At 71.5% G+C, this 17,952-nt stretch carries 25 protein-coding genes; 10 read left to right on the top strand and 15 right to left on the bottom strand.

Translation table 11 applies throughout. The features are described 5' to 3' along the window. Positions 1-21 precede the first annotated feature (21 nt). A complete protein-coding gene (locus RTA_RS06105) occupies positions 22-1,359 on the top strand; it encodes an NAD(P)/FAD-dependent oxidoreductase (RefSeq protein ID WP_041675109.1) in 1,338 nt (445 codons plus the stop codon). A gap of 10 nt (positions 1,360-1,369) precedes the next feature. On the opposite strand, the gene RTA_RS06100 is transcribed toward RTA_RS06105, so the two are convergent. The 10 genes from RTA_RS06100 to RTA_RS06055 form a co-directional block, all read right to left on the bottom strand. Beyond that, positions 1,370-2,479, bottom strand: a complete 1,110-nt coding sequence (locus RTA_RS06100) for a mandelate racemase/muconate lactonizing enzyme family protein (RefSeq protein WP_013900510.1) — start codon at positions 2,477-2,479, stop codon at positions 1,370-1,372. A gap of 44 nt (positions 2,480-2,523) precedes the next feature. After that, positions 2,524-3,063 carry a GrpB family protein gene (locus RTA_RS06095; protein WP_041675108.1) on the bottom strand — a complete coding sequence of 180 codons (540 nt, stop codon included), beginning with the start codon at positions 3,061-3,063 and terminating at the stop codon, positions 2,524-2,526. A 70-nt stretch (positions 3,064-3,133) separates the two neighbouring features. Beyond that, a complete protein-coding gene (locus tag RTA_RS06090; protein WP_013900508.1) occupies positions 3,134-3,484 on the bottom strand; it encodes a hypothetical protein in 351 nt (116 codons plus the stop codon). 134 nt (positions 3,485-3,618) lie between these two features. Then, entirely contained in the window at positions 3,619-4,059 is a 441-nt protein-coding gene (locus tag RTA_RS06085; RefSeq protein ID WP_041675107.1) for a methyltransferase domain-containing protein, read from the bottom strand. A gap of 239 nt (positions 4,060-4,298) precedes the next feature. Then, positions 4,299-5,027 carry a 2'-5' RNA ligase family protein gene (locus RTA_RS06080; RefSeq protein WP_041675106.1) on the bottom strand — a complete coding sequence of 243 codons (729 nt, stop codon included), beginning with the start codon at positions 5,025-5,027 and terminating at the stop codon, positions 4,299-4,301. Position 5,028: 1 nt separating this feature from the next. Beyond that, a complete protein-coding gene (locus tag RTA_RS06075) occupies positions 5,029-5,322 on the bottom strand; it encodes a DUF2164 domain-containing protein (protein ID WP_013900506.1) in 294 nt (97 codons plus the stop codon). Positions 5,323-5,627: 305 nt separating this feature from the next. Continuing rightward, positions 5,628-5,993 (bottom strand): hypothetical protein, encoded by a 366-nt coding sequence (locus tag RTA_RS06070; protein ID WP_013900505.1) that lies wholly within the window; start codon positions 5,991-5,993, stop codon positions 5,628-5,630. A 219-nt stretch (positions 5,994-6,212) separates the two neighbouring features. Further along, the gene (locus RTA_RS06065; protein ID WP_013900504.1) at positions 6,213-7,115 is read right to left on the bottom strand and encodes an NAD(P)/FAD-dependent oxidoreductase; all 903 of its coding nucleotides are present in this window, start codon (positions 7,113-7,115) and stop codon (positions 6,213-6,215) included. Between the two features lie 10 nt (positions 7,116-7,125). Beyond that, a complete protein-coding gene (locus tag RTA_RS06060) occupies positions 7,126-7,602 on the bottom strand; it encodes a DUF2269 family protein (protein ID WP_013900503.1) in 477 nt (158 codons plus the stop codon). Then, the gene (locus RTA_RS06055; RefSeq protein ID WP_226986124.1) at positions 7,602-8,903 is read right to left on the bottom strand and encodes an SDR family oxidoreductase; all 1,302 of its coding nucleotides are present in this window, start codon (positions 8,901-8,903) and stop codon (positions 7,602-7,604) included. The genes RTA_RS06060 and RTA_RS06055 overlap by 1 nt, the downstream gene beginning before the upstream one ends. Positions 8,904-9,025: 122 nt before the next feature. Here RTA_RS06055 and RTA_RS06050 point away from each other — a divergent pair, with 122 nt between their 5' ends. Continuing rightward, complete coding sequence (locus tag RTA_RS06050; RefSeq protein ID WP_193384812.1) at positions 9,026-9,577, top strand: hypothetical protein; 552 nt, start codon at positions 9,026-9,028, stop codon at positions 9,575-9,577. 16 nt (positions 9,578-9,593) lie between these two features. Here the strand turns inward: RTA_RS06050 and RTA_RS06045 are convergent, their stop codons facing one another. From RTA_RS06045 to RTA_RS06035, 3 genes are all read right to left on the bottom strand, one after another. Beyond that, positions 9,594-10,136, bottom strand: a complete 543-nt coding sequence (locus RTA_RS06045) for a DUF2231 domain-containing protein (RefSeq protein WP_013900500.1) — start codon at positions 10,134-10,136, stop codon at positions 9,594-9,596. After that, positions 10,133-10,399, bottom strand: coding sequence for a hypothetical protein (locus tag RTA_RS06040; protein WP_013900499.1), 267 nt, complete (start codon positions 10,397-10,399; stop codon positions 10,133-10,135). Before RTA_RS06040 ends, RTA_RS06045 begins: the two co-directional genes overlap by 4 nt. 64 nt (positions 10,400-10,463) lie before the next feature. Beyond that, entirely contained in the window at positions 10,464-12,155 is a 1,692-nt protein-coding gene (locus tag RTA_RS06035) for a long-chain fatty acid--CoA ligase (protein WP_013900498.1), read from the bottom strand. A 132-nt stretch (positions 12,156-12,287) separates the two neighbouring features. Between RTA_RS06035 and RTA_RS06030 the strand changes: the two genes are divergently transcribed. Both RTA_RS06030 and RTA_RS06025 read left to right on the top strand, forming a co-directional pair. After that, the gene (locus RTA_RS06030) at positions 12,288-13,040 is read left to right on the top strand and encodes a 2-keto-4-pentenoate hydratase (RefSeq protein ID WP_013900497.1); all 753 of its coding nucleotides are present in this window, start codon (positions 12,288-12,290) and stop codon (positions 13,038-13,040) included. Positions 13,041-13,050: 10 nt separating this feature from the next. Continuing rightward, on the top strand, positions 13,051-14,211 hold the full coding sequence (locus RTA_RS06025) for an MFS transporter (RefSeq protein ID WP_013900496.1): 1,161 nt from the start codon (positions 13,051-13,053) through the stop codon (positions 14,209-14,211). On the opposite strand, the gene RTA_RS06020 is transcribed toward RTA_RS06025, so the two are convergent. Beyond that, positions 14,197-14,634 (bottom strand): Cd(II)/Pb(II)-responsive transcriptional regulator, encoded by a 438-nt coding sequence (locus RTA_RS06020; RefSeq protein WP_041675104.1) that lies wholly within the window; start codon positions 14,632-14,634, stop codon positions 14,197-14,199. The genes RTA_RS06025 and RTA_RS06020 overlap by 15 nt on opposite strands. A 67-nt stretch (positions 14,635-14,701) precedes the next feature. On the opposite strand from RTA_RS06020, the gene RTA_RS06015 reads away from it, so the two are divergent. Then, on the top strand, positions 14,702-15,331 hold the full coding sequence (locus RTA_RS06015) for a cation efflux transmembrane domain-containing protein (RefSeq protein ID WP_013900494.1): 630 nt from the start codon (positions 14,702-14,704) through the stop codon (positions 15,329-15,331). Between the two features lie 21 nt (positions 15,332-15,352). Here RTA_RS06015 and RTA_RS06010 read toward each other — a convergent pair whose 3' ends face one another. Continuing rightward, on the bottom strand, positions 15,353-15,643 hold the full coding sequence (locus RTA_RS06010) for an ElaB/YgaM/YqjD family protein (protein ID WP_013900493.1): 291 nt from the start codon (positions 15,641-15,643) through the stop codon (positions 15,353-15,355). A 170-nt stretch (positions 15,644-15,813) separates the two neighbouring features. Between RTA_RS06010 and RTA_RS06005 the strand changes: the two genes are divergently transcribed. The 5 genes from RTA_RS06005 to RTA_RS05985 all read left to right on the top strand — a co-directional run bounded on the left by RTA_RS06005 (position 15,814) and on the right by RTA_RS05985 (position 17,910). After that, the gene (locus tag RTA_RS06005) at positions 15,814-16,005 is read left to right on the top strand and encodes a heavy-metal-associated domain-containing protein (protein ID WP_013900492.1); all 192 of its coding nucleotides are present in this window, start codon (positions 15,814-15,816) and stop codon (positions 16,003-16,005) included. A gap of 47 nt (positions 16,006-16,052) precedes the next feature. After that, positions 16,053-16,421 carry a hypothetical protein gene (locus RTA_RS19665; protein WP_143762907.1) on the top strand — a complete coding sequence of 123 codons (369 nt, stop codon included), beginning with the start codon at positions 16,053-16,055 and terminating at the stop codon, positions 16,419-16,421. Between the two features lie 79 nt (positions 16,422-16,500). Then, a complete protein-coding gene (locus RTA_RS05995; protein WP_013900490.1) occupies positions 16,501-17,139 on the top strand; it encodes a hypothetical protein in 639 nt (212 codons plus the stop codon). Between the two features lie 16 nt (positions 17,140-17,155). Continuing rightward, positions 17,156-17,515: a heavy-metal-associated domain-containing protein gene (locus tag RTA_RS05990; RefSeq protein WP_013900489.1), complete on the top strand. Its 360-nt coding sequence runs from the start codon at positions 17,156-17,158 to the stop codon at positions 17,513-17,515. Further along, the gene (locus tag RTA_RS05985; RefSeq protein WP_013900488.1) at positions 17,512-17,910 is read left to right on the top strand and encodes a hypothetical protein; all 399 of its coding nucleotides are present in this window, start codon (positions 17,512-17,514) and stop codon (positions 17,908-17,910) included. The genes RTA_RS05990 and RTA_RS05985 overlap by 4 nt, the downstream gene beginning before the upstream one ends. The last annotated feature ends 42 nt before the right edge of the window (positions 17,911-17,952 follow it).

The following is a 17,952-nucleotide window of genomic DNA, read 5'->3' as shown; positions in this document are numbered from 1 at the left end:
GCGGGTTTGCATAATCACCCCATGGACACCACCACCCCCGCCCGCCCCCGTGTCCTGATCATCGGCTGCGGCTTCGGCGGGCTGGAGGCCGCCAAGGCGCTGCGCCGCGCGCCGGTGGACGTGACGGTGGTGGACCGCACCAACCACCACCTGTTCCAGCCCCTGCTCTACCAGGTGGCCACCGCCGGCCTGTCCGCGCCGGCGATCGCCGCGCCGGTGCGCCATGTGCTGCGCGACCAGGCCAACGTCACCACCTTGCTGGGCGAGGTCACCGCCATCGACCCGGCACTGCGCATCGTGCGCCTGGGCAGCGGCGAGGCCCTGCCCTACGACCACCTGGTCGTGGCGGCGGGCGCCACCCACAGCTATTTCGGCCGAGACGACTGGGCACGCTTCGCGCCCGGCCTCAAGACCCTGGACGACGCCTTCGAGATCCGCCGCCGCATCCTGCTGGCCTACGAGGCCGCGGAAAAGGAAAGCGACCCGCGGCGCCGCGCCGAGTGGCTGACCTTCGTGGTCATCGGCGGCGGCCCGACCGGCGTGGAGATGGCCGGCACGATGGCCGAGATCGCACGCCACACGCTGCGCGGCGAGTTCCGTCGCATCGACCCGGCGTCGGCCAGGGTGCTGCTGATCGAGGGCGGCTCGCGCGTGCTGCAGACCATGCCCGAGGACCTGAGCCAGCGCGCGCAGGAGCAGCTGCAGCGCCTGGGCGTGGAAGTGCGCACCGGCTCGCGCGTGGTCGGCATCGACGACACCGGCCTGCAGGTCCAGCCGGGCGCCGGGCCGGACGCCGCCTACCGGATCAGCAGCCGCTGCATCGTCTGGGCCGCCGGCGTGGCGGCGTCGCCGCTGGGCCGGCAGCTGGCCGAGGCCACCGGCATCGCCACCGACCGCGCCGGGCGCATGCCCGTGGAGCCCGACCTGAGCCTGCGCGGCCATCCCGACATCAGCGTGGTGGGCGACCTGGCTGCCGCCATGAGCCATCACCCCAGGCGCCCGGCACGGCCGGTGCCCGGCGTGTCACCCGCGGCCAAGCAGATGGGCCGCGCTGCCGCGGCCAACATCCTGCGGCGCCTGCGCGGCGAGCCGACCCGGCCCTTCCGCTACCGCGACTACGGCAGCCTGGCCACCATCGGCCGCAATTCGGCGGTGGTCGACCTGTGGACTCATTTCGGCCGCGTCAAGTTCAGCGGCTACCCGGCCTGGCTGTTCTGGCTGTTCGCCCACGTGTACTTCCTGATCGGCTTTCGCAACCGCATCGTGGTGCTGTTCGACTGGGCCACGGCGTACTGGAGCCGGCAGCGCTATGCGCGGGTGGTGACCAACATCGGCGGCACCGCCGCGGCGGACGGCTGAACCGCGGCGTTCACACCGGCTGGCGGTAGCGTTGCCAGGCGTCCCGGGTCGGCGTCGTGCCCGCCCCCGGCTGCTGCGGCAGGGCGAAGCAGCCGTCCTCCACTTCCGCCGGGTCGGTGAAGCAGTCCTTGATCCAGGGGATGTACTCCAGCACCTGGCAGGCCGGGTGGGCATAGCTCAGGTGCACGTGCACCTGGCTCATGTCGCCGGCATGCGGCGCCACCGGCAGCCGGTGGGCATGCGCCGCCTCGCACACGCGCAGCACCTCGGTCAGGCCGCCCATGCGCGTCACGTCGGGCTGCACCCAGTGGATGGCGTTCTGGTGGAAGAACTCGCTGAACGCGTCCTGCGTGTACAGCTGCTCGCCCAGCGCCACCGGGATGCGGGTGGCGCGCGCCAGCTCCGCGTGGCCCTTCACGTCGTCGTGCCACAGCGGCTCCTCGAACCAGTAGACGTCGAAGGCCTCGGCCCCGCGGCAAAAGCGCAGGCAGGTCGCCAGGTCCCACTTGCCGTTGCCGTCCACGGCCAGCGTCACGTCGGGACCGATGGCCCGGCGCACCGCCTCCAGGCGGCGCAGGTCGCGCTCCACGGTGGAACCCACCTTGATCTTGATGCCCGTGAAGCCCGCATCGACCGCGCGCCGCGCGCCGGCCACCAGCGCCTCGTCGGCGATGCTGAGCCAGCCGATGTCGGTGTTGTAGGCCCGCATGCGCGCGTGCACCTGGCCACCCAGCAGCTTCCACAGCGGCACGCCGGCCGCCTTGGCCTTGAGGTCCCACAGCGCGATGTCGATGGCGGCGTGCGACAGCGTGGTGATGCCGGCGCGGCCGATCCATTGCAGCGCGGGGTTGCGCGCCAGCCTGACCCACAGCCGCTGCACGTCGTGCGCGTCCTCGCCCAGCAGCAGAGGCGCGTGGCAGGTGGCGATGCACTGCGCGATCAGCCGGTCGCCCGGCAGGTGGGCATGGGTGCCGGTGAAGCCGTAGCCGGACAGGCCGTCGTCGGTGGCGATGCGGGCGCCCACCACGCCCCAGTGCGTGATGCTGTGCGTGCTGTCGGCGATGTGCGAGCCGGTGACCGGCACGTGGAGGATGAAGGGTTCGACGGCGGTGATCTTCATGGGAGCCTTGTCAGGTGGGTCGGTGTGCCCGCGCGGGCACGAACTTAGCACGCGCCTGCCAGCACGGAACGCACGAACTCGGATTTCGCCTCCGTGTAGGCCTCCCGGTCCGTCGCGTGCCTTAGCGCGAGCTGCGACTTCAGCGCCGCATAGCGGGACGCCAGCTCCGGGCGCGAGCGCAACGCGTCACGGAAATCCACGCGTTCGCGCCATGCCTGGCTGTCATGAACCACGACGTGGAGATGATGGGTGCGGCGGCCGTCAGCCCAGCGCATGAACCACCTGCGGTCGTGCAAGCTGGCGTTGAACTCGGCCGAGGTGGTGTAGCCCGACCTGCAGATCCGCTCCGCAAGCGACTCGGCCTCGGCCATGGATCTCACGCCGGCCAGGATGTCGATGATGGGCTTGGCCGGCAGGCCGGGGACGGCGGTGCTGCCGATGTGTTGGATCTCCACGAACGCCTCCGGGAGCGAGGACACCAACCGGTCGCGCTCGGCGGCAAACCGGGACGGCCACGCGGGGTCGTAGCCGTGCAGCCGTACTTCCTCATGGAGGGCGGCGAGAAGGGATTCCTGATCGTTCATCGCGGAGCAAACTCGAGGAGCATGACGGCTTGCGCGGCTGCGCTCAACGCCGGGTTTGCGTGCAAGAGGCTCACACGCCCATAGGCGGGCGGTGCGGCTGGAAGCAGAGCGGCGTGTCGTCGAATGCGACCCACCCATAGCGGTCGCAGAGGCGCTGCACCAGGGCTGTGTAGTCCGCTCTCAAGGAACAGCGCAGGGAGAGCGTTCGACTGGCTCCCTCGCCGGTCTGGGAAAACTCGATCCACCCTTCCTCCACCTCGCCAGATGCTTGGGTGGCGTTCTCCCACACCAGCTGGGGCACGGCCTCCTTGAGGCTGCGTTCGACCTCGCCGGGATCGATGGGACCGACGGAATCTGCCGACAGCTCGCTCGCCACAAGCGGGAGTGTGGCCGGCTTTAGAAAGAGGTATGACTTCGCCATGGTGCCTCCGGTGGTCTCTCGTCACCCGACCGGAGCGAATTCTGCCGGATTGGCTGAGAAGCGGGCATCGCCTCCGCCGCAGCAGGCCCGGTTCCAGATCAGGTCGAGCGTTGTCGGCACCGGGAGGCCTCTTCTCATGGCAGGGGACGACCAAGGGGAACCTCCCGCAATGGAGCACCCCCGTCGATGAAAAGGCGGCCGTCCTTCCGCAGGGCAGCCGCAACACGCAGAAGCGCCGCCTGCTCGATTTCGGGATGCCGCCCATCGAGCGCACCCACCCGCAGTGCGAAAGCCAGGTCATAGGCCTGCTCACCCGGCTCGAGCTCGAACTCCTCTATGGCCGCCACACGAAAGCTCAGGCGCCCGGAGGCGATCTCGGGCCTCGAACCGGCGATGGCCTGGCGGATGGCCGTTGCCGACCGGTCGATGCCGAGAACGTGGCCTTCGCCGATGCGCCCGGCGACCGCACGTGCGGCGGCACCCGGCCCGCAGCCGATCTCCAGGACGCGAAGCCCCGGCTTCAGCGGCAGCGCGTCGACAGCGGCGGCGAGTCTGGGCGAGAGTCCGTTGGGCATCGGGTGCGTATGGCAGCAAGCGCGAAGGGGTACTGAGCGAACGAGGGCACTTCTTCGCGCCTCAACTTCACTTCGGCGATGTACTGGCGCGAGATCATGGCGTGTGGTGCTGGAGGTACTCGTTGGGCTGCTCGATGCAGCGCTGCAGCTCATGCAATAAGGCGGCCGGAAGCTGCGGACATCGCGTCCGCCACGAGCGGAAATCCGGCTGGTCCAAGAAGAGTTATGACTTTGCCACATCACGTGGCGCGCGGGCGCGCCCCGTCCAGACGGTACCGGGCGAGTTCCCGCTCGTGCGCGGCGGTGTGGTACCAGTCGCCCAGCACCAACTCGAGCCCGTCCACCTCCGAGGCGCCGAAATCGGTCGCGCGCGCGGCGGCCACCGCGTCGACGAAGCGGGCAGCGTCGCGCAGCGGCGAAGCGAACCGCACCAGCGTCATGTGCGCGGTCTCGAGCCGATAGCGGCGGTCCAGCGCGCCCCCGAGGCCGCGTGCGCCGAGCGCCGCCCGCAGGCGCTCGCGGACTGCGGCCAGAGTTCCATCCTGCGGGAAGCCCTGGGCCAGGACCGCCCCGGGGGCGAGCGTGACCCCGCTCACGGCGATCGTGAACGGGGGCACCTCCGCAATGGCATCGGCAACGGCGGCGCGGTAGGCCGGCAGGTGCTCCAGGTGCGGCGCGTAGTCCGCCGTCGCGGTAAACAGCGACAGGACCGTGTGGTGGAGCTCCGCTTCCGGCTGGTAGTACTGCGCAGGCTCCAGAGCCCGAAGCCACCCCAGAAACGCGGTGAGCGCGGCGGCAACCGACCGCGCCGGTCGGGCGAGCAACGTGACCCCGCGACGCGCGTCCCCGGCCGGTCGGGCCAGCCAGGGATCGAGCGCGGCCCCGCCCGCGCGGACAAGGGGTGCTGCCTCGGCCCACATCGCGTCATAGCGCTCGGCGAGCGCGTCGGTGCCGGGTGCGCAGGTCACGCTACTTTGCCTTGTGCGGCCGCTCGAACTTGCGCCAGTACTGGAACGGCTCCTCGTGCACTTCGATGTCGAGCTCCTCGACGCGGGCTTGCAGCTCCTCCAGGCGCGCCTTCATGCGTTCCTGCACGTCGGCCACCGCCTGGTTGTAGACCACCGGGCCGATCTCCTCGAGGAAGAACGACAGCAGACCGGCCGCGGCGATATTGCCGATGGGCTCGTCCATCTTCTCGCGGAAGTAGCGCTCGATGGACGCGGCCGCCTCCTTGCGCACCTCTTTGTCCAGCTCGATTGTCATAAGAGCTTGCCTCAGTAAGGAGTGGACCGTCGGCCGGGCTGCACGCAGCCCTATGCGGAGCGGCAACGAAGTGCCACGTCAGGGTGCATTGGCCGACCGTCCTTAATGGAAACCGCCTCGTACAGGCGAAAGTGTCAACGAAAGCGAGGCAAGCTCCACGTCCGCATCCACTGCCATGTCAGACGTCATGGCGACTCTCACGATTTCGCTCCATTGCGTCTGACGAGGGCCGGAACCCAAGTCTTTCGAAGAACTCACGAGCACCCGGTCGCGATGCCCTGAGTACCCAGGTTACGCCAGGCTCACTAGGCAGCGTAGCCCTCCTCTTTCGCCCAAGATCGCAGAAGGGCGGTGGCGCTCAGCTCGCCACCCCCCGCCTGGAGGAGGCGGTCCTTGCTCCAAGCCGAGGTGTTTCGTGTCCCGTTGTACGCGAACTCGACAAACGGGGACGAAAAGAATGCCTCGTCCTGCTCCCCCGATGTCGCCACACACGAATGGGCGGTCGTCGGGTCCGTGATCGGGTTCTCAGCCTTGAGCCATTTGTCGAATGCCTGGATCCCTTGCTCGCTGTCCGGAAAGGCGCTCGCGCGTGCTTCCCCACCGGGAGATTGGATGGCGACTTGCACCGTTTTTCCGTCAAGCAGGAAAGCGAAAAGCAGTGAAGGGGTCATTCTTGGGTCCTCCTTGTTGCCTAACCCGTTGATTTATATCAACAGGCCACCACCGGCGCCACTGCCGACGACCCCATGAGACGGGCGCGAATTCCCGCAAAGCCGCGGGATGACACGGCGGTTGCCTTCTCGCCGAAGCCGTTCGCCCCTTGCCTGGCGCGGCCTTCCGCCGCAGTCCCCACTGACCACCCGGCGACAAACCCTGCAACCCGCCCCGCCCTACAAGCTGTTGTGAATCGCCGTCGCCGCGATCGCCGCCTGCCCCGCGGCCACGCTGATCTGGTTCAGCCCCTGCGCCACATCCCCCGCCGCGAACAAGCCCGGCACCGCGGTGCGCAGGTGCGAGTCGACCTCCAGCTGCCCGTCGTCCGCGCACCGGGCGCCCAGGCGTACCGCGAGCGCCGACGCATGCGTCTGCCCCAGCGCCGGGTACAGCGTGTCGAACACCAGCACCTGGCCGTCGTCCATCGTGACCCGCACCTCGGCGCCCGGCACGCAGGCGATGCCGTGCGGCTGCCCGTCGTGGACCTGCACGCCGCAGCCGCGCAGGCGCCCGGCCTGATCGGCGGATACCGCCTGCAGCGACCCCATGGACAGCCAGGTGACGCGGTTGTCGAAGCCGGAGACGAACAGCGATTCGCGCAAGCCGTGCAGGCCCGGGCCCATGACCGCCACGCGCTGGCCCTGCGTCTCGAAGCCGTCGCACACCGGGCAGTACCGCACCTGGCCATGCGCCAGGCCCTCGCGCAGGCCGGCGACCACGGGCTCGACGTCGCTGGCGCCGGTGGCCAGGAGCACCTTGCGCGCCAGCAGGCGCCGGCCGTCGACGCCCGCCTCGAACGCGCCGTCCTCGCGCAGCACCAGCGACTCCACGCGCCCGGGCTCGGGCTCGATGCCGTAGCGCGCCGCATGTTGGCGCAGCCGGTCCCACAGCACGCTGCCCGCCACGCCGTCCGGGAACCCCATGACGTTGCGCGTCTTGGGGATCCACTGCAGCCGGCTGCGGCCTTCGTCGATCACGCGCAGGGTGCGCCGGTAGCGCGCCAGGTACACGGCCGCCGTCAGGCCCGCCGCGCCGCCGCCGATGACCAGGCAATCGAGGATCGGCTCTCGTGCGTTCACCCGCGACGCCTCAGCCTTCCCACGGCAGCCGCTTGGCCACCATCAGCCAGAAGATCGCCAGGAAGGCGAAAAAGGCGATGAAGCCCAGCACCACCCAGGCCGTGAACAACCGCCAGTACGCCGGGGGCAGCGCCCTGCCCGCCGCGGCCGCCGCCACGGCGTGGTCGCGCAGCCTCATCTGGATCCACACCACCGGCAGCCAGCAGGCGATCGCGAACACGTACAGCCCCAGCGACCACGCCACCCAGGGCGTCGACAGCGGCAGGCGCAGCGTATGCACCAGCCACAGGCCGGTGAGCGGCTGCAGCACCGCGGTGGTGGCGGTGAACAGCCAGTCGGCCAGCACCACGGTGCGGCTGACGGCGGCCACCACCTTCACGTCGCGCTGCAGCGTGGCCGCCAGCAGGTAGAAGGCCGAACCGATGCCGGTGCCGAACAGCACCGTGGACGACAGGATGTGCACCCACTTGACGGCCAGGTACTCCATCAGCGGAGTCCTCCGTGCGCCGGGCGTGCCGGCTCCAGCGCCCACAGCAGGCCGATCGCCGCCAGAAGGGGCAGGTTCTTGCTGAGGGGGCCATAGGGGTGCAGCCAGTACTCCGGCAAAAAGAGGGTGATGAGCAGCGTGTAACCCCCAATCAGGAGCAATTGCGATGCCCAGACCCAGCGACGCCAGGCGGCGGGCGCGGCCAGCGTGAGCACGCCCAGCAGCAGGTCCAGCCCCGCCGCGCCGTACAGCGCCAGCGCGGCCAGACCGCCGGTCAGGCCGACGCGCGCCAGCAGCTCGTAGCTCTGCGCCACCGGGTACAGGCCCAGCGAGACGATGGCCGTCCAGATCCACAGCAAGGCCAGCGCGACGCGCAGCACCGGCAGCCACACGCCCAGCACGGCCTGCGTGCGCAGCGCCGGCGCCTCGGCGGCGTGGATGAACTGCGCCACCTCGCGCGGCGGACGGCCCAGCAGGCGCCGGAAGTCGGCGGCCGGCGCGGCATTGCCGCGCAGCAGCATGCCCGCCGTCTCCTCGTCCAGGATGCTGCCCGGCAGGCGCGCGGCGACGCGGGCGCCGGTCATGAACAGGAAAGTGGGCAAGGGCAGCACCGGCAGCGGACCGGCGATGCCCAGCGCCCGGCGCAGCTGGCGCAGGTAGTCGCGCAGGGGCATGGGCTGCGGCCCGACGAAGGCGATGGTGGAACCCGGCGCCGGTGGCTTGCGCAGCAGCGCCAGCACGCCCGCCACCACATCGGTCGCATGCACCGGCTGCACGGCCATGCCGCCACGCTGCGGCAGGGCCAGCAGGGGCGCGGCGGCCATCTGGTTGAACATCGCGGCACTGGCGCCTTCGCTGCCGTACACCAGCGAAGGCTGCACCACCGTGCCGGCCACCGGCAGCGCGCGCAGCACGTCATCGGCGGCCTTCTTGCTCAGGTGGTAGCGGCTGGTGGCCTGCGCATCGGCGCCCAGGGCCGAGACCTGCACCACCTGCCGCACGCCGGCCTGCGCGCAGGCATGGAAGAGCTCGCACGGCGCCCGGTCGTGCAGGGCCTCGAAAGTCTGGCCCGGCTGCTCGCGGATGATGCCCACCGCATTGATGACGGCGTCGATGCCCGCCAGGTGCGGCTTCCACCATTCGCTCATGGGGACCGTGGACAGGTCGACCCGCAGGCCGCGCCAGGCGCCGCTGCCGAGGCTCAGCCGCGCCGGGTCGCGCACCGCGCACACCAGCTCGTGGCCCTCTCGCAGCAGGGCCCGGGCCAGGGCCCTGCCGATGAAGCCCGTCGCGCCCGTCATCAAGATCCGCATCCCGTACCCCCGCCGTTGCTGGGCGACGAGTCTAGCCACAAGGCGGACCCGGCGGTTACGCCTTGCAATGACGACCCTGCGCCGCGCGGCGGCGCTCCTAGACTGCGGCCATGAAGAACACCACCGATCCCGATTGGGGCCAGGCATTGCGCGAAGGCGCGGTGTCCGGCAGCCTGGCCAGCCTGCTGTCGTTTGCGGCGCTGGCCTGGGCCGGCCGCCGCCAGGCCGGCAGCGCCACCGCGCCCATCAACGCCGCCAGCCAGTGGCTGTGGAAGGGCGAGGCCTTGCGGCAGGACGAGCCCACGCTGCGCCACACGCTGACCGGCTACGCCATCCACCACGGCGCGGCCACGATGTGGGGCGTGCTGCACGCGCGCTTCTGGGGCACGCAGCCCGAGAACAAGCGGCCGGTGCCGGCGCTCGCCGGCGCGGCGGCGGCCACCGCGGTGGCCGCCTTGGTGGATTTCAAGCTCACGCCCGAGCGCTTCACGCCCGGCTTCCAGCACCGCGTGTCCACCGGCGCGCTGGTGGGTGCCTACGCCTGCTTCGCGCTGGGCATCGCGCTGGGCAGCATGGCCATGCGCGAGCGCGCGCGGCGGCGCCAGGCCCAGGAAGAATTCGACGAAGCCGTCGGCCAGGGCGACGGCGCCGACATCCTCTAGCGCAGCCCGCGTCGCGCTAGTGCGCACGGGCCCGTGCGTGCGCCTTGCCGCCGCCGGCGCGCGGCGGCGTGGTGCCCTCTTGCGCGTCGTAGTCGCCGTGCAGCGAGCTGGGCGCGTCCAGGCCCGCGTCGTCGTACACGCCCACGCCCAGGCGCGAGACCAGCACGCCGCCCAGCCAGGCCGTGACCAGCGCCAGCGCGGTGCCGCCCAGCGACAGGGCCAGGGCCAGCGCCGGCACCTCGGCCTGCGGTTCGCGCAGCAGCCAGCTGCCGGCGAACAGCGCCGTCACTACCAGGTTGCCGGCGCCGTGCAGCGCGCCCACGCGCCGGGCCCGCGTGCCGCGCGGCACGTGCAGCCAGTCGATGAAGCCGAACGGCGCCGACACGAGGGCCCCGACCAGCCCCGCCGCCAGCGTCCAGTACGCCACCTCGTGGAAGGCGCCGGTTCCGGTGGCCAGGTCGATCAGGTCGAACACCACCGAGGTGGCGAGCAGCCCCAGCGGGAAGACGATCAACATCTGGTGGATGGGGTGCCCCAGCAGCCGCGCGCGGCTCCTCACGGCCGGTCTCCCGGGCTGGCCTCCTCGGCCACGCCGGCTTGCTCATCCTGGGGACCGGCAGCGGGATGCCCCTGGCCGGCCTGGGCATGCTCGCGCCTGGCTTCGTGCTCGGCGATGCTCTGCACGGCGACCGGGTCGCTGGCGGGAAAGGTGTACTCCACCGCGGTGTCGAGCACGTCGTCGTAGCTGGGATGCGGGCCCAGGGGTGCCTGGTCGTTGCGCTCCTGGGGTGGGTTGTCGGAGGTGGGAAAGGGCGAGTTCATCGAAGGTCTCCCGGCAGGATCTGGATGGCGCCGTGCGGCAAGCCACGTGCCCGCCCGCACCCGGTCAGCCCGCCGGCTCAGCTTCCTGCAGGGTGCGCCACATCACCTTGCCGCTGCCGCTCTTGGGCAGCGCATCCGCGAACTGCACGATGCGCGGCACCTTGTACACGGCCATGTTCGCGCGGCACCAGTCCACGATGTCCTGCTCGCTGACCTGGCCCTTGTGCGAGGGCCGCAGCACCACCACCGCCTTCACGGTCTCGCCGCGGTAGGCGTCCCTGGCCGAGATGACGCAGGCCTCCTGGATGGCGGGGTGCTTGAACATCAGCGCCTCCACCTCCGCCGGCCAGACCTTGAAGCCCGAGGCGTTGATCATGCGCTTGAGGCGGTCGGTGATGAAGAAATAGCCGTCCTCGTCCATGCGTCCCAGGTCGCCGGTGCGGAAGAAGCGCTTGCCCTCCAGCTCGAAGAAGGCCGCGGCCGTGGCGTCGGGCCGCTTCCAGTAGCCCTGGAACACCATGGGCCCGTGCACCACGATCTCGCCCTGCTCGCCGGGCGGCAGCTCCGCCAGCGTCTCGGGATCGACCACGCGCGCGTCGCAGCTGACGAAGGGCACGCCCAGGCATTGCTGCTTGGGCGCATCGGGCGGGTTGCTGTGCGAGGGCGCGGAGGTCTCGGTCAGGCCGTAGCCCTCGATGTAGCGCAGGCCGAACTGCTCCCACAGCCGCTGCGCCACCGCCTGGGGCATGGCGGCGCCGCCGCCGCCGATGTGGACCAGGCTGGACAGGTCGTACTGGTCGAAGCGGGGGCTGCCCAGCAGGTCGATGACCATGGTGGGGATGTTGGTCCAGGTGGTGACCTTCCAGCGCGAGATCAGGCGGCCGGCCAGGTCGCGGTCCCAGCGCGGCATCACCACCAGCGTGGCGCCCACGTAGATGCTGGCGTGCATCACGCTCACCATGCCGGTGATGTGGAACATGGGCACGACCAGCAGCGTCCGGTTCTCCGCCGTAGCGTTGCTCCAGGCGGCGCTGGCCACGGCGTTGTGCATCAGGCTGGCGTGCCGGTGCATGCAGCCCTTGGGCAGGCCGGTGGTGCCGCTGGTGTAGGGCAGCACCGCCATGTCCTGGGGGCCGGTGGTGGGCTCGGGCAGCGGCAGCGCGTTGTCCAGGGCGTCGGTCCAGGCCATCGCCGCGCCGCCCTCCAGCGCAGGCAGGGCATGGCGCGTCAGCAGCCAGTCGTGCCAGGCGGCCGGCAGGGGCTCGCCGGTGTCGGCGGGGTCGAAGGCGTCGGTGAAGTGGGTGACGATGAGGTGGGCCAGCCGCTCGCCGGCCGGCAGCGCGTTGCTGGCCCGGGCCAGCTCGGCCGCCAGGTCGGCGGTGGTGATGGCGACCTTGGCGTCCGGGTCGGTGATGTAGTGCTTGAGCTCCTCCGCCCGGTTCATCGGGTTGACCGGCACCACCACCGCGTTGGCGCGCAGGATGGCGAAGTGCGCGATCACCAGCTGCGGGCAGTTCTGCATGTCCAGCACCACCCGGTCGCCGCGCTGCACGCCCAGCGCCTGCAGCCGCGCGGCCAGGCGCTCGGCCTGGCGCTGTACCTGCGCATAGCTGAACACCCGTCCCAGGAACACCAGGGCGGCCTTGTCGGGGTAGCGCCGGGCGCTGATGGCCAGGTTGTCCCACAGCGAGGTCTGCGGCGGGGTCATGGCATGGGGCAGGCGCTTGGGCCAGAACGGGTGATGCGGTCGCTGCAAGGCGTGTGTCTCCGGGATGTCCTGGTCGCCAGCCTAACGGCGCGCGCGCCGCATGCCATCGGGACTGGCCCGGTGGGCGTCGCTTGGGCGACGCGCCTGCCCCCTATCATCCGGGCTCTCCCAAGGAACCCAATGCTGAGGAACGATTTCGAAACCGCCGGCCGGGCCCTCGCCGAGGCGCGCCGTGGCGGCGGCAAGGTGCCGCATGCGTCCATCCCCGCGGCACAGGCCACCGATGCCTATGCCATCCAGGACGCGACCCTGCGCGTGCTCGGGCCGCACGGCGGCTGGAAGGTCGGCGCCGCGTCGGCACAGGCCATGCCCAACTGCGCACCCCTGCCCTCGTCCGGCCTGCTGCCCGGCGGCGCCACCCTGGCCCGGCCGGGCGCGGCCCTGCGCGGCATCGAGCTGGAGGTCGCGGTGCGGCTGGGGCGCGACCTGCTGCCGGACGGGCGTGTGCTGCCTGCGGCCGAGATCGTGGCCGCGGTCGATGCGCTGCTGCCGGCCATCGAGGTGGTGGACACGCGGCTGGCCGAGGGCCGGCAAAGCCCGCCGCCGGTCCAGCTGGCCGACCTGCAAAGCCACGACGTGCTGGTCACCGGCGCGGCTTCGGCCCTGAAGCCGGCACGGCTGGACCTGGCCTCGCTGCGTTGCCGCCTCTGGTTCGACGGCAGCCCCGCCGCCGACACCGTGGGCGGCCATCCCACGCGCGACATCTGGTCGCTGCTGGCCTGGCTGGCCGTGCATTGCGAGGCGCGCGGCCTGCCGCTGCGCGCCGGGCAGGTGGTCACTACCGGCTCCTGCACCGGCCTGCTGTTCGCGCCCGCGAGCGCGCGGGTGCGCGGCGAGATCGACGGGCTGGGCGAGGTGGCGCTCTCGTTCTGAGGGCTCGCGCATGCCGGCCGTCCTCTACCTCTTCGCGCTGACCAACCTGGTCATCGGCACCGGCGCCTTCGTGCTGTCCGGCATCCTGCAGCCGCTGGCCGCCTCGCTGGGCGTGAGGGTGGCCGCGGCCGGCCAGGTCATGACGGCCTATGCGCTGGCCTCGGCACTGCTGGCCCCGCTGATCCTGCTGGCCACCGGCCGCTGGCCGCGCAAGCGGGCGGTGCTGCTGGCGCTGGCGCTGTTCGCCGCCGGCTGCGCCGCTTGCGCGTCGGCCGGTTCGCTCACCACCCTGCTGCTGGGCCGGGTGCTGATGGGCGCGGGCTCGGTGTTCACCGCGCTGGCGGCCGGCGTCGCGGTGGCCGTGGTGCCGCCCGAGCGGCGCGGCCGCGCGCTGTCGCTCACCTTCCTGGGCATGAGCCTGAGCTATGCCTTCGGCGTGCCGCTGGGCACCTGGCTGGGACTGGCCCACAGCTGGCAGGTGCCGGTGTGGGGCGTGGCCGGCGCCTGCGTGGCGGTGGGCGCCCTGCTGATGCTGCTGCTGCCGGCGCGCATCGGGGCGCCCGGCGCCAGCTTCCGCGGGCTGGGCCAGGCCGCGCGGGACCCGGCCATCCTGCGCGTGTGGCTGCGCACGCTGCTGTACTTCATCGCCATCTTCAGCGTGTTCGCCTATGCCGGCCCGGTGCTGCTGGCGCTCAACCCGCTGACGCCGGCGCAGCTGTCGCTCACCCTGGTGCTGTTCGGGCTGTCGGGCGTGGCGGGCACGCTGAGCGGGGGCTGGGCCGGGGACCGCTTCGGGCCCATCCGCACGCTGCGGGTGCAGCTGCTGGTGCTGGCCGCGATGATGGTGCTGGTGCCGCTGACGCGCGGCCATCCGGTGGCGACGGTGGTGGTGTTCGTCGTCTGGGGCGTCGCCGGCTTCGGGATGATGTCGCCGCAGCAGGTGCTGCTGGCGCAGCGCTGGCCGGAGCAGGCGCCCCTGCTGATGAGCCTGAACGGCTCCATGCTGTACGTGGGCACGGCGCTGGGCGCAGCCCTCAGCGGTGCCTTCGTCGACGTGCTGGGCTTCCACCGGCTGGCCTGGGTCGGGCTGCCGTTCGCGCTGCTGGCGCTGGTCACGCTGTGGTTCGACGCGGCGCAGCCGGCGCGGCGCCCGGCGTCAGCCGAGGCCTGAAGCTCGAGCCGGGGCGTGGCAGGCGCAGGCCTCGCCATGCGCCGCAGCCACCAGCTCCTGCAGGATGCCGCAGGGGTGGCGCGCATGGTCGGCGTCGCAGAGCGCCTGCAAGGCCACCAGCTGGTGCTCCAGCGCCTGCAGGCTCTGCAGCCGGGCGCGCACCCGCGCCAGCTGGGCCTGCACCAGCGCGTCCACGTCGTCGCCCTGGCCGTCCAGCGCCTGCAGCAGCCGCTTGATGTCGGCCAGCGGCATGTCCAGCGCCCGGCAGTGGCGCACGAAGGCCAGCCGCTCCAGCTGGGCCGGGCCGTAGTGGCGGTAGCCGTTGGCCTCGCGCGCGGGCTCGGGCAGCAGGCCGGCTTTCTCGTAATAGCGGATGGTGTCCACGTCCACGCCGGTGGCGCGGGCCAAGTCACTGATCTTCATGGGGCCATGCTAGCCGCTTGACCCTGGAGCGGCTCCAGGCTTTCCAATGCCCCTGAAGGAAAACACGATGTCCGCCCATTGCTGCCACCCCGAACCGCCCCGCAATCACATTCCCGCCGGTTACCGCCGCGCGCTGTGGATCGCGCTGGCCGTCAACGCGCTGATGTTCGCGGTGGAGATCGGCGCCGGCGTGCGCGCCGGCTCGGTGTCGCTGCTGGCCGACGCCATCGACTTCTTCGGCGACGCCGCCAACTACGCGCTGTCGCTGGCGGTGCTGTCCCTGGGACTGGCCTGGCGCTCGGGCGCGGCGCTGATCAAGGCCGCCAGCATGCTGGCCTTCGGCGTGCTGGTGCTGGGCCGGGCCGCCTGGTCGGCGCTGCAGGGCGTGCCGCCGGAGGCGGTGACCATGGGGGTGGTGGGCGCGCTGGCGCTGGCGGCCAACGTGGGGGTGGCGCTGCTGCTCTATGCCTACCGCGACGGCGACGCCAACATGCGCAGCGTATGGCTGTGCACGCGCAACGACGCCCTGGGCAACCTGGCCGTGCTGGCGGCCGCCCTGGGCGTGTTCGGAACGGGGACCGCCTGGCCCGATCTGGCCGTGGCGGCGGTGATGGCCGCGCTGGCGATCAGCGCAGGCTGGACGGTGGCCCGCCAGGCGCGGCGGGAACTGGCCACGCACGCCGCCGCGCAGCACTAGCGCGCGGGCGACGCGCCGGCCTCAGCGCATGAACAGCTTGCTGAACAGGATGCCGACGCCGAAAGCGATGCCGACCGCGGCCAGCGGGTTGGACTTGACCTGCTCGCGGGCCATCTCGCCGTACTCCTGCTGCCAGCCCATGACGGTCTCGCTGCCCGAGCCGATGGTCTGCTCGAGCTTGTCCACGGCCTCGTGCGCCTTCTGGGCCATGCGCTGGACGGTACCCGCATTGGCGCCGCCGTTCAGGCCGCCGCCCACGCCGTTGGCGCTGCTGCTGGTGGGGAAGGGAGACTCGGAGGTTTCGGTGTTCATGGTTGTCCTCTTGGCGTATGAAGGTGGGGCCGGCACTCCGGCGAGACCCCTACTCTAGGAAGCACAGCGTTCCGCGCCTGTCGGCCGAAGCAGGGCTTCAGCTGTAGGACGTTTCCTGCTGTGAGCCGGGCCCGAAGGCTTAGAGTGTCCTTTTGCCGCCTGGAGGCCCCATGATCGAATTCGAACTTCCCGCCATGAGCTGCGGCCACTGCGTGACCGCCGTCACCGAGGCGCTGCACGAGGTGGACCCGGCGGCCGGCGTGGAGGTGGACCTGGCGCGCAAGCGCGTGCAGGTGGAGTCGCTGCAGCAGCGCGAGCGCCTGGCCCGGGCGCTGTCCGAAGCCGGCTACGTGCCGGCCTGAATGCCCCTTGACGGGCACCAGCGCGCCGCCGCCGTATCATGGCGGCCATGCGTCCCTGGCTCCTCATCCTGATGGTCGCCCTGCTGCCCCTGCGCGGCTGGGTGGGCGACGCCATGGCCGGGGAAGCGCTGGCCCGCCAGGTGGTCGCCATGGCGGCGGACGCGCAGGCTTCGGCGCCCCATCCACCGGACTGCCATGGCCACGCCGCAGCGTCGTCCGACGCAGGCGATGTGTCCGCGCCCGACCTGCATGCCGGCGAAGTCTGCAGCCACTGCCAGCTGTGCATGCTGCTGGCGCTGCGCGCGCCCGAGGGAGGCTTCACGGCCGTTCGGCCGGTGCATGCCCTGCCCGCTTTCGGCGCTGACCGGTACGCCAGCGCGCCGCTGCCGCCGCTGCTCAAGCCGCCCATTTCCTGAGCCTTCCCACCCGAAGTGCGCCCGCCGTCCGGCGGGCGCGAGGCTTTGCCGCCGCACGGCGGCTTTCAGGAGATCACCTTTGTCGAGAGCTTTGATGCTGGCGCTGGCGCTGGGCGCCGGGGCCGCCGCCCACGCCGGCCCGATGGGCTTCAAGGGCAGCACCATGGCCATGGGCGACTTCGGGCCGAACTGGCGCGAAGGCTGGGTCAACTACGCGCTCACCGCGCGCGACGCGATCGGCGCGGGCGGCGTGTGGATGCGGTCGGACGACGAGCGCGTCACGCGCGAGTTCGCCGAGCTGACCTACACCCGCCTGGTGCGGCGCTGGAACGGGCCGCATTCGCAGGCCAACCTGTGGTTCGTCGCCGGCGCCGGCCCGGTGCGCGGCAACGACTTCGCCGGCACGCGCACCATGCTGGCGCCGGGCATCTCGGCCGACTGGGAGACCACCCGGCTGTACCTGTCGGCGGCCGCGCGGCTGTACCGGGCCGAGGGGCTGAAGCACGACTTCGCCTCGGTGCGCGCGGGCTTCTCCTTCTACGAAGTCGACTACGACCAGGTCCAGCCCTGGCTGATCGTCGAGGCGCGCCGCATGAAGGGGCTGTCCGACGAGACCGAGATCACGCCCATGCTGCGGCTGATCCACAGCCGCTACTTCGTCGAGGCGGGCGTCAACCAGATGAAGCAGGCCCGCTTCAATTTCATGTACATATTTTGAGTTCCAGGAGTTCGACATGATCCGTTTCGCATCCAAGACCATCGCCGCCTGCGTCCTGTCGGTGGGCGCCCTCGCAGGCGTTTCCTCCGCCGTCGCCGCCGAGACCGTGAAGGCCACCGTCAACGGCATGGTGTGCGCCTTCTGCGCCCAGGGCATCGAAAAGCGCCTGTCGGCGCTGCCGGCCACCAAGGCCGTGTTCGTGGACCTCAAGCGCAAGGTCGTCGCCGTCGAGGCCAAGGACGGCCAGAAGCTGGATGGCAAGCTCATCACGGCGGAGATCACCGACGCCGGCTACGACGTCACCCAGCTCGAGACCGTGCCCAAGACGGTGGCCGAGATCAAGGCCGAGACCCAGGCGGCCAAGGCCGCCAGGTGACCGGCGGCGATGGCGTGGCCCAGGCCCGCACCGGCTTCTGGGCCTCGCTGGCGACGCTGGTGGCCAGTTCCGGCACGCTGGTGTGCTGCGCACTGCCGGCGCTGCTGGTGGCGCTGGGCGCCGGTGCGGCGCTGTCCTCGCTGGTGTCGGCCGTGCCGCAGCTGGTGTGGCTGTCCGAGCACAAGGAGGCGCTGTTCATCGCCGCCGGCCTGATGCTGGCCGCCTCGGGCGGGTTGCAGTGGGCATACCGTACCGCGCCCTGCCCGACCGACCCCCGGCTGCGCGACGCCTGCCTGCGCACCCGCCGCAGCTCGCGGCGCGTCTATGCCGCCAGCGTCGCCGTCTACATTGTGGGCGGCTGGTTCGCCTTCGTGCAGCCCTGGCTGTCGGCCTGAGGCGGTCCGCGGGGGGAGCGTCCTGGGGATAATGCGCCCCAC

Source organism: Ramlibacter tataouinensis TTB310 (genome assembly GCF_000215705.1).
Lineage (GTDB): Bacteria > Pseudomonadota > Gammaproteobacteria > Burkholderiales > Burkholderiaceae_C > Ramlibacter > Ramlibacter tataouinensis.
Note: the sequence above shows the minus strand (reverse complement) of the source record. Positions and strands in the feature narration are given on the sequence as shown.